Annotated in this window: 6 protein-coding genes and 2 CRISPR repeat arrays; all 6 genes read right to left on the minus strand. The window is 57.1% G+C overall.

Annotated features, from left to right (window positions below; translation table 11 throughout):
- The first annotated feature begins 1 nt into the window (after position 1).
- Positions 2-631: a CRISPR direct-repeat array (repeat unit 28 nt; unit sequence TTTCTAAGCTGCCTGTGCGGCAGTGAAC).
- A gap of 128 nt (positions 632-759) precedes the next feature.
- Entirely contained in the window at positions 760-1,314 is a 555-nt protein-coding gene (gene cas6f, locus DZE2538_RS16145; protein WP_038916785.1) for a type I-F CRISPR-associated endoribonuclease Cas6/Csy4, read from the minus strand.
- Positions 1,315-1,318: 4 nt separating this feature from the next.
- Positions 1,319-2,326 (minus strand): type I-F CRISPR-associated protein Csy3, encoded by a 1,008-nt coding sequence (csy3, locus tag DZE2538_RS16150; protein ID WP_038916786.1) that lies wholly within the window; start codon positions 2,324-2,326, stop codon positions 1,319-1,321.
- Between the two features lie 16 nt (positions 2,327-2,342).
- The gene (gene csy2 / locus DZE2538_RS16155) at positions 2,343-3,296 is read right to left on the minus strand and encodes a type I-F CRISPR-associated protein Csy2 (protein ID WP_038916787.1); all 954 of its coding nucleotides are present in this window, start codon (positions 3,294-3,296) and stop codon (positions 2,343-2,345) included.
- Positions 3,293-4,630: a type I-F CRISPR-associated protein Csy1 gene (csy1, locus tag DZE2538_RS16160; protein ID WP_038916788.1), complete on the minus strand. Its 1,338-nt coding sequence runs from the start codon at positions 4,628-4,630 to the stop codon at positions 3,293-3,295. Before csy1 ends, csy2 begins: the two co-directional genes overlap by 4 nt.
- A 355-nt stretch (positions 4,631-4,985) precedes the next feature.
- Positions 4,986-8,285 carry a type I-F CRISPR-associated helicase Cas3f gene (cas3f, locus tag DZE2538_RS16165; RefSeq protein WP_038916789.1) on the minus strand — a complete coding sequence of 1,100 codons (3,300 nt, stop codon included), beginning with the start codon at positions 8,283-8,285 and terminating at the stop codon, positions 4,986-4,988.
- Complete coding sequence (gene cas1f / locus DZE2538_RS16170) at positions 8,282-9,283, minus strand: type I-F CRISPR-associated endonuclease Cas1f (protein ID WP_012886079.1); 1,002 nt, start codon at positions 9,281-9,283, stop codon at positions 8,282-8,284. The genes cas3f and cas1f overlap by 4 nt, the downstream gene beginning before the upstream one ends.
- Before the next feature lie 295 nt (positions 9,284-9,578).
- Positions 9,579-10,088: a CRISPR direct-repeat array (repeat unit 29 nt; unit sequence CGTTCACTGCCGGATAGGCAGCTTAGAAA).
- The last annotated feature ends 3 nt before the right edge of the window (positions 10,089-10,091 follow it).

Raw genomic sequence — 10,091 nt, forward strand, 5'->3', positions numbered from 1 at the left:
TTTTCTAAGCTGCCTGTGCGGCAGTGAACGACCTGATTGACACGCCATACGTCTTTCCCCATTTTCTAAGCTGCCTGTGCGGCAGTGAACTGTTGCCGTGGGAGCGGTCGGCGTACCTGTTGATTTCTAAGCTGCCTGTGCGGCAGTGAACGATTTGTGGCGGCATGATTGCAACATAGATGTTTTCTAAGCTGCCTGTGCGGCAGTGAACTGATCGTGGTAACGGTTAACTCGTACTTTTGCTTTCTAAGCTGCCTGTGCGGCAGTGAACAGTCTGGATGGAATTACGCTGCGAGCGGCTAGTTTCTAAGCTGCCTGTGCGGCAGTGAACTGATGCGCAGTCATTCAGCCAGTAAACAGCCCTTTCTAAGCTGCCTGTGCGGCAGTGAACATGGCGGTGTTGTCAGTAATACGCCGATTTGATTTCTAAGCTGCCTGTGCGGCAGTGAACAACGTGCTGTCATATCTGACAGCCGCGCCTCTTTTCTAAGCTGCCTGTGCGGCAGTGAACATTAGCCCATTTGTCGTATTTTTGACAAAATTTTTCTAAGCTGCCTGTGCGGCAGTGAACAGTCATGCACATCACCAGTTGGTTCATAGGCTTTTCTAAGCTGCCTGTGCGGCAGTGAACTGTAGCGAATAATCGCTTATCGTCTGATTGTTAAAGAAAAATCGCCGTTTCCCCGAAAAAACCCTTTTTCTGGCGGCCAGATTGCGGTATTAAAAATCAATACGTTACAACTGGCCGCAAAAAAAGGGTCAAAACCACGGGATGGTGGCGGTCGCGCTTAAGCCGTAGCTGGAGAAGGTACCGGCGCTCGGTTTGTCCTGCAGCGGGCCGTGCTCGACAAACAGTAAAAACGTTTGTCCGCTGGAAAGGCTGCGCAGCGGCAGATACGGCAGCGAGGTGCGTTTTTCCACCGCATAGGGAATGCGGGCGGCGGCTTCATCCGCGGTCAGCCAGCCCTTGTTCACCGCACGGCGGCGCAGGCGTTCAGCGCTGCTTTTCACCTGCACCCGGCGCACGGTGCGGTACTGCGCACCCGCTGGTACCGGTAGTGCATCGGTGATGGTGCTATAGTCGCGCAGCCCTGTGCGCCAGCCGGTTTGTTCCAGCGCCGTCAGTGCCTGCACGCTGCCGTGCAACCGCAGCCGTTCCCCCAGCGTTTTGCCCACATCCGGAAAGCTCACGCCAATATCGCCGGTCGCACGCTGCCCCAGCGCCCGGTGCAGCTTGGCGAACAGCGCGCTTAGCAACTGCACCGCGCTGAACTCCAGGTCGGGCAACACCCGAATCTCGATATAGTGATCCATAGGGTTACTCGCCTTTTTCGCCAAACACCCCGCCGCGAATCAGTGTGGCGATCACGTAGTGCTGCTGCGCCACCTCCGGCACGTTGCCCTTGATCACCCAGTTATCCAGCAGGGTGTAAAAATCCATCTTATCTTTCGGCTGGCGATACGCGCGGCCACGGCTGGTGACAGAACCATAGGGTTCAACCGCAATCGGCCCGGTTTCTGCCGCTTCCGGGTGCCAGTCATCCACTGTGCGTAACGCATTGCCGATTTTCTGCGAGTGCATCGCCGCCACGCCGTTAACCTGATACAGAATTTTGCTCTTGCCGTTGCGGGCGCGCTCATCCAGCACCAGTTCTTGGGACGGGAACACCTCCTGCCCGTTGCCCAGTTTCACCTGTGCTTCCACGCGGAAAAACGCCGAATCGCTGCCCGCCAGCGCCTGCTCAATGGCGTGGGCCAGTTCGGCCAGTGCGCCTGAAGGTTGGCTAAACTGGCGCAGCGAGTAGTCTTCGCCGTTAAATTCCCAGCGCTTATCGTCGTGCGTCACTACCACCTGCACCGCTTCTGCGCCGATGCGGTTGCGCCACAAAAAACGACCGCTGGCGATGTTCTCGGCGTAACGCGCCGCCAGCACGCCAAAGCCCTGCTCGCGGGCGTAACCGTTAATCAGTTCCGTCAGCGCCTGCTGGTAATCCTGATCGTTACAGACCGACGGCAGCGCCAGATTACCCAGCACCCGCAGGGTGAAGGCCACTTTCAGCGTGTCGGCATCAAACGGCAGCGCTGCCACATCCACCGTTTGCAGGTTGGCTTTTTGAATTTCGGCATCCAGTTTAGCCGGGTCACTGCTAATGGCGTTTTTTAACCGGTTGGAGATGGTGCCGCGTACCGATTTTTCCTGAATCACCACCGGCTGCCAGTTATCCTGCTGCCAGTTGCCCGCCAGCATCAGCGCATCGGAATTCGCCAGTTTGCGCTCAAACGCCAGTACCGATGCGGTTTTCAAGGTAGTTGCTGCTTTCGCCATGGTTTCAATCCTTGTCTCAGTAGTTGAATTCAAGTTCTGGGTAATCATCATCTGCTGCGCTGTCTGCGTCGTTGACGGTTTGCAGGCAGCGGTAGGTGTGGTGTTGATTGTCGCGTTGATAGAGGTAACGCCAGAAAATACGGTTGATGTCGTCAATACGGTGCGCGCCGCGCCATTCACCCACGCCGTAAATGGCTTCGGCAAAACAGAAGTGGGTGGATGGGTCGCGGGTTTTCTCCACCTCGCCGGGGGCATACAACGGCGAAATGGCGCGATAGCCGGTCATCAGCGGCACCAGATAGCCGCCTTGCGGTTTCGGCAGCGGCTGCCAGCTCACCGCATCATCAGAAGATCGTACCGCCTGATATTTCAGGGCAGCGAAATCGAGCCAGGCATCCAGCATGTCCGCCTGCGCGTCGGCCTGTTGCCGGGTTTCAAGATGCGACGATAACAGCGCCGTGCGGTCTACCAGCACAAAGCCCGGCAGTAAACGACGCATCAGGCTACGGGTGGCTGCGCCATTGGCGGGGATGTCATGGAAGCTCACCTGTTCGATATCCACAATCAGCCCGCCCGCCAGCCGCTGTTGTTGTACCTGTTGCTGCACCTGCTGGCGAAGCGCTTCGCGCCCGTCTTCACCGGGCAACATACCGTGGCATTCGATAAGCAGCGACACGGTGAGGTGCATTCGCCCTTCTTCGTTAAAAGCGGCGGTTTTTTCCTCTTTGGTCAGTGGGTTACGCGTCAGCGCAAAGCTGCGGTTCCAGCCGTTGCCGTAAGCATGAACCTGATGCTGATGGCACACCACACCGCAGCCTTCCAGCCGCAAACCGTGGGATGCCTGCAACTGGCGCGACAACGCATGGGTAAAGCCGAGAAAATGACTGATGGCGGGAAAGCCGTAGGTGTGCCCGGCAATAGCGTTGGCGTTTTCCACTACAATGCGTCGCAGAATCATCAGCTTGCTCATGCCAGTTCCTCCTCCAGCGCACGTTCGGTTTCCCGCAACCGCTGCTTAAACAGCGCGGCGGTTGACCACTCGCGGCGCTCCACCTCGCCGAAAATCAGTTTTTCATGCTGCAATCGTGCATTCAGCCACAGGCCAAAATCACGGGCGACCTCCTGCTGCCAGTCATCTGCATCTCGTTCACGACGGAATACCGTATCGCTTAGACTGCGACAAGGATCCAACCACAGTTGCTGAGAGCGCTTCAGTTGGGAATCCAAACTCCATCCTGCAGGTCTCAGTTTTTGCACACTGATCACATAAAAAAACAGCTGCTCAATTAACTGATCAAGGTAATTCAGACGTTGGCGACGGATATCACGATTGTTTTCTGAGTCTTTCACACTCAGCAGAAACTGTTGCATCCTAGTGCGTGTAAAGCGGGTGTAATAATCAATTTCACCCCGTTCACGAAAAACTGATTTGTGCTTCTGGGGAGGTTTTGACACACCTTGCCATACAGGTGCCGCACAATTAAATAAATAAGAACGACCGCCGCGAGCGGAATTGAGCGCGGAGATATTTTGCGGCTTGGTGCCGCCCATGTTCTGCACCGCAATACCGGGGTAGCTGACATCAACTTCATCGTGCCAGCGCTTTTGTCGCCGGGCCTCGCGGATGGCTTTAGCCTGCTCGCCGAAGCGCACTGCGTTCAGGCGTTGGTCCAGCGCCTGCGACAGCGAAGAGGAATAAAGCGGACTGAGTAAGTGGTATTCGCCGTCACCCACCGGAAAATAGATCTGCTTTGCCAGCTTATGGGAACTGGGCTGCTTATCGCTCAATACCTGCCCGAACCCGGCCAGCCACTGGGTAAGCTGCTCTGGGTTTTCCGCCAGCGCTTCCAGTGCGCGGTGGTCGCCCCGCTGTAGCGCCGCCACCAGCGAATCACCCTGATGCTCGGTTTGCAGCAGTTTGGCCACATCCAGCGCTGCGGCGTTGCCGACGGCATCAATCGCCGGTTGCGCCAGTGATGCGGTGGAGAGCACATCCGTAGCCATTGCAGGCTCAGTGCTGAACACGCTGCTGCCTTTGGCGTCACTGTGGGTGAATTTCAGCGCGTGGGTCACCAGGCTAATCTGCCCGGCGCGGCTGGCGGCATCCGTCAGCCAGGTGCGCACCTCGTAAGCCTGCTCAATCTCACGCCGCTGCTGCAAAAGCGCCACTTCCGCTGCGGCCAGCACCTCACCGCTTAACGCCGCCCGTTGTTTGTCGGCGGCCTTATCGAAGGCATCCAGCTTGGCTTGCTTTCGGGTTTCGATATACGACAGGATAAACGCTTGCAAACCGCCACTACTCATACTCAATTCCTTGATAGCGTTATTGATTGCTGGTTAGTTATGGTTAATAGTCAGGGAAAAAACCGAGAGCTGTTGTTGGTAATTACGAGCATGTGGTTCCGTATACAATACAGAATCAATACCTATTGGTTTGGCTACAAGCACATATAGCGAGAGAATAATAACCGTTCTAAGCTTCATATTTAATCCTAAGAAGAGTCATGCATTGCTTTCATCAAAAAGAATCAAACAAGTTGAATCATAAGCTCCGAACTGTATATGATGCAAGCACTGTCGGATGAATAGACAGTTTAGAAATAAGAAGAGCCATTCTTAGCTCTAGTTGTTCGTTACTGCCGCACAGGCAGCGGCGCACTCACTTGAGTGCGCCAAACACCCCGAGCCACGGGTGCCAGCACCATGCCAGGTTGTCGCGGGTGCTGATGCTGATTTCACCAAAACGGTCGCTGACTCTGGCGAGTTCCCACTGCTTTTCCTCGGCCAGTTGCAGGTAAAGCGTGGTGTAATCCATCTCTACCCAGAGGCTGACGCCGTCGGCCATAGCCTGTTCCACTGAGCGAATCACATCGATTTTTTTCCAGCCTTCCGGGCCGTCGTCCTGCAACATAAAACGCGCTTTTTCGCTTTCGTCTTCCAACCTCAGCCAGTAGCGTTGCTTCGGGTCTGAGCGGCGAAACGGCGTGTGCCGTTGCAGTTCGCCGTTCCAGTGCAACGACTCGCGCCACCACAGCACAGCCGTTGGTTGTGAAGACGACCCGTTTTTTGGCCCAAACAGTTTTGTTGCCAGCGCCGCATGTTCCAGTGAAATCAACGTAAACGGTTCTTTCAGTACCGGTGGCTGTTGAATTCGTGGCGCAGCGCTAATGTACTGGTAGTCCTCCGGTTTCAGCAGTTCCCGCAGGTCGTGGCTGGCGAGTGTGAAACCGTGCTCTGATTCAAAACCGGGGCGACAAAACGCAATCGTTTGCTTATCACCAGCCGGACCATGCCGCAGTGCCCGCACGTTATGGCTTAGCAGATAAAAGTTAGGAGAGGTCGGTACATACTCGTCACGCTGGCGGTGGCGCAGAATACGCCCGGCTAACTGGATAAATGAACGCATCGAGCTGGGTTCGGCGATAGCCCAGTCATAATCGTGGTCCCGCCCCACTTCCGCCACCGAGGTGGCCAGCACCACAAACAGGTGATGCTGCTGCGGCTGCTGTTCGATGGCATTACGAATTTCCGCCACCTGCCACAGTGCCTCTGGGTCTTTGCGCATCAGTGCCGCATCCAGCCGCGCTTCGATGTGGGAGCGCATCGCCAGCGGGTGCTGGCTATGATAGACGCAATAGTGCACGCAGTAATCCGACGGGGAAGGCATCTCCATCAGCGCACGCGCTACGGCCACCAGCGGGTTGATGTTTGCCATGCGAATCAATCCCAGCGACACGGTTTTGCCGCTGGAATGCGTCTGGTGATGGTGCTGATGCAGTGCAAACAACCTTTGGTGCAGGGTTTGCGCCACCGCCTGACATACCGCGCTCGCCTCTCTCATCGGGCTTGCCACCGGTTCAATCTCCGCCCAGCGCAGCCGCCGCTCCTGCTGTTGCAGCTTGTCGATACGCCCGGCGACAAACGCCTGATGCTGATCGGCAAAAGCGCGGGTATCGGCTATCGTCTGGCACTGGCTGTCGAATTCATCAAACCAGCCGCAGCAAATACTCAACGGCGTACCCGGTTCACCGTACGCCTGCTGCCAGGCTTCGCGCCCTTTCAGGTAGGCTTCGAACAGTGCGCGGATCAACGCCGGTGGCAGCGTGGCGGACGACAGCAGCACCCGTGAGCCAAGCATCCCCGCCCAGTTCACCAGCCGACACAGCGCGGGCAGGTCTTCCAGCCCAAAATCGTCCGGCTCATCCAGCACCAAATCCGAGGTGAGCAGCCGCAGCATCGGCGCAATCTGGTGGCCGCCGCGCAGGCTTTCGGTCGCGGGCATCAGGTGGTCGATGGTGGTAACCAGCACCGGCGCACTCAGCAGTTGGTGCAGCGGCGGCGATTTTTCCAGCCAGGTTTTCAGCCGCCCGTCATCCAGCGAGCCGTCGTAACTGACGTACTGATGCTCGCTAAACAGCGACTCAGCTGATTCGCTACCGGTTTGCACCACACGCGTTTCCTGCTCCTGCTGGCGTAGCTCATGCAGTTCCTGCACCGCTTGCGAGCCTATCAACACCGCCAGGTCGTCTTCATCCAGCGTCAGGCGCTGGCGCAGGGCATCGCCGGTTTGCAGCGTCAGGGTGCGCAGGCCAAGTGCTACCGAAAAACGACACCCGACGGACTCCTCTGCCAGCGCATACATGATGCGGGCATTCGCCAGCGTCTTGCCGCGCCCGGTAGAGGCCATGTTGACGCCAAAGAAACCGTGGCGAGCCGCCTGCTCACGTATCGCACAGACCTGATCAAATGCCCGGTCCTGCCAGCGGAAGCGCGCATCGGTGCTGCGCTGGCGAAAGCCTTTGTGCCGGGTGATGGCTGGCAGTGTGTCGCGCAGGTGCGGCAGGCTACGCCCAAGCAGCAGCGCATTCTGCGCCACGCCGACGCAGTGCTCATCCAGTTGCTGTTTGAGCTTGCCAGTCTTTCTGTCGGTATTGGCCCACACGGTATAACCAGGGTCTTGCCAGCCGGAGGTGGCATCGGAAGAGGAGTAATGGTGATCTGCCAGCATCAGCGACAGCCGCGCCAGATGCACCGTCAGCCGTTGGTCCAGTTGGCCGAAGGTCATCAACGAGGGTAACTTCAGCGCACGGGTGGCGAACTTGCGCGCTTTTTCACACCAGACGCGGCTTTGCAGCGGCGTGCCATGCGGGAACTGCCACACCTGTTGCCATTCCTGCGCGCTGATATCCGGGCGCAGGTGATTAATGGCATTCCAGCAAGGTGACACCTGCCCGGTCAGCCACTGACTCACATCGGCTAAATCAGGGCTGTGATTGCCGCTCTTGTCATCCAAGAACATCGGCAAACGGTGGTGGGAAACAATCAGCCAGCCCACCACCTGCGCCAGCGGCGGCAGGCTGTTAAACGGCGAGGGTTTGGGGATTCTCGCATCCTGCTGCAAGCGCGCCAGCAACGCCGCTTCCTCCTCCGCGCTGATAGCGGCCAGCGCCGTCAGCCAACCGGTATCATCCCGATCGCCGACAAACGCCTGAAACAGCCGCAGCGACACCCACTCGTGGCGAAGCGGCTGGCTGCGCGGCCCCTTGCCCCGCAACCCGGCCTGAAACAGCGCATTGGCTTTGCCGATGTCGTGAAACAGCCCGGCAATCGCCGCCAGCAGGCTGAAGGCTTCAGCACTGTGCCACGGGTTTTCATCCTGGCTGCGCAGAATATCGCGCTCGGTACGGTTGGTGGGCACACTGCCTTGCGGGTTGAAACGCCGCAGGTTGCCGACAATCCACAACAGTTCGGTGTGATTGGCGCTACGAATCCAGTGGCAGGCCACGGCGGTGTTGCGCCGTGCGGTTTTACGCAGCAGTGTGCGCAGCGTTTTTAACCCTTCTTCGGTGATGGCGGTCTGCCAGGTGCGCTCCCCTTTGCGCTCGGCGAACTGGTCCAGCACCCGGCGGGTTTCCACCAGCGCCCGCTTGTTGCATTCGGAAATCAGCAGGATGTTCATTGCGCCCCCTGACTCCCGGTTTTCGCCACCTGGCTTAATTGCTGTGCCACTTGTTGCAGGCTGTCGATCATCACGTCCAGCGCTTCGGCCTGACGAAACGACGTCAGGCAACGCTGGCGAAAGTCCTGCTCGTCTTCCCCTTCCATGGCGGCGATAAACGCCTGCGGCAGAATCAGCGCGTCTTTAATCAGGTCCGCCACATCAAACACCAGCCCGCCGCGCCGGGTTTTACCGTGCAGCACCGCCAGCCCGTGCGGCAGGCCCAGCACCCACAACGCCACCGCCGCTAACCCGTAAGCCAGATAATTACCGTGGTCGAGAAAACGGTTCGCCAGGTCGGTACCGCCGCCACGTTTAGCACGGGTAAAATCACCGTAACTCACCGCGTTGGCCGCCAGCCGGTACAGCGCTTTGGTCATCATCGCTTCCTGCACCAATACGTCGTTACTGGTGCGACACGCCGTCAGCCCCTGCTGATAGCGGTTAAGCAGCGCTTCCACATGCTCGGGTTTGATAGCAAAACGCGACTCACGCGCCAGCCGCCCGCCCAGCCAGTGCTGGCGAATCTGGCCAATGCGCACCTGCTGAAAGGCAATCGCTGCCGCCAGCCGCTGCTCTTCGTTAAACCAGAAGCTGACCCAATCCTGCAAATACTCAGTAGGGCGATATTCACTTTGCGGCGACAGCCATGACACCGCCACTTCGGCCTCATTGGCCGCGAACAGCGGCGTACCACCACCGCCACAAAACCCGACCATCACCCCGGCGCGGGCAAATTCCCGCATCGCCGCCTGCGTGACCGAAGTACCGGTGCCAAGCATCACCACGCTGGTATTAGCAATCGGGATATTCCAGTACAACGACTGATTCCCTTCTTCGGTGACATATTCCACCCGCCCACCATTCACCAAAATACGGCAATGCTGGAGGTAATAAATATTGGCGCGTTTGGAATGCAGAATGGTTTTTAAATCCGACGGGCTGAATACGTTATCCATAAAACCGTTTCTCTGTTGTCGTGATAAAGCAACACCGCCCACGCAATGATACGCAGGCTAATAGTTCGCCAGAAACATGTAATGCACTGGAAAGTAACGAGAATTAACCTAGCATAGCCCCAACGGGAAAGTGAATGACGCCGAAAAGACTTTCCTTATTTTCATACCCTTTTTTTCCGCTGTCTTTTTCGATATTGAAAAATCAACAAGTTACCGACAGCCGAAAAAAAAGGGTCTGACAGCGAAAATCGACAATTGCAGGCCGAAATACAACGGGTTAGAGTCAACGGGCTACAGTTCACTGCCGGATAGGCAGCTTAGAAAAGTGATGGTGTTCAGCAACAGGCGACGATTGCGTTCACTGCCGGATAGGCAGCTTAGAAATCAAATGACAGTGGATTAATCAGGCGTTGCCCGTTCACTGCCGGATAGGCAGCTTAGAAACATACCTGCTGGACGACCGGACCTGCTTTATCGTTCACTGCCGGATAGGCAGCTTAGAAAAGGTCATCACCGATCAGTACTTCGACGAGATCGTTCACTGCCGGATAGGCAGCTTAGAAACATTACCATGGCGACCGCCAGTAACAGACTGCCGTTCACTGCCGGATAGGCAGCTTAGAAAGCTATGAAAATCACACCGACGCAAACAGAAGCGTTCACTGCCGGATAGGCAGCTTAGAAATTTGCTTGCAGGATGACGCCATGATGGCCGACGTTCACTGCCGGATAGGCAGCTTAGAAACAGCGATACACCAGCGCGTCGCGCATCTTCGTGTTCACTGCCGGATAGGCAGCTTAGAAATTC

Origin of the sequence: Dickeya zeae NCPPB 2538 (assembly GCF_000406165.1) — a bacterium.
Lineage (GTDB): Bacteria > Pseudomonadota > Gammaproteobacteria > Enterobacterales > Enterobacteriaceae > Dickeya > Dickeya zeae.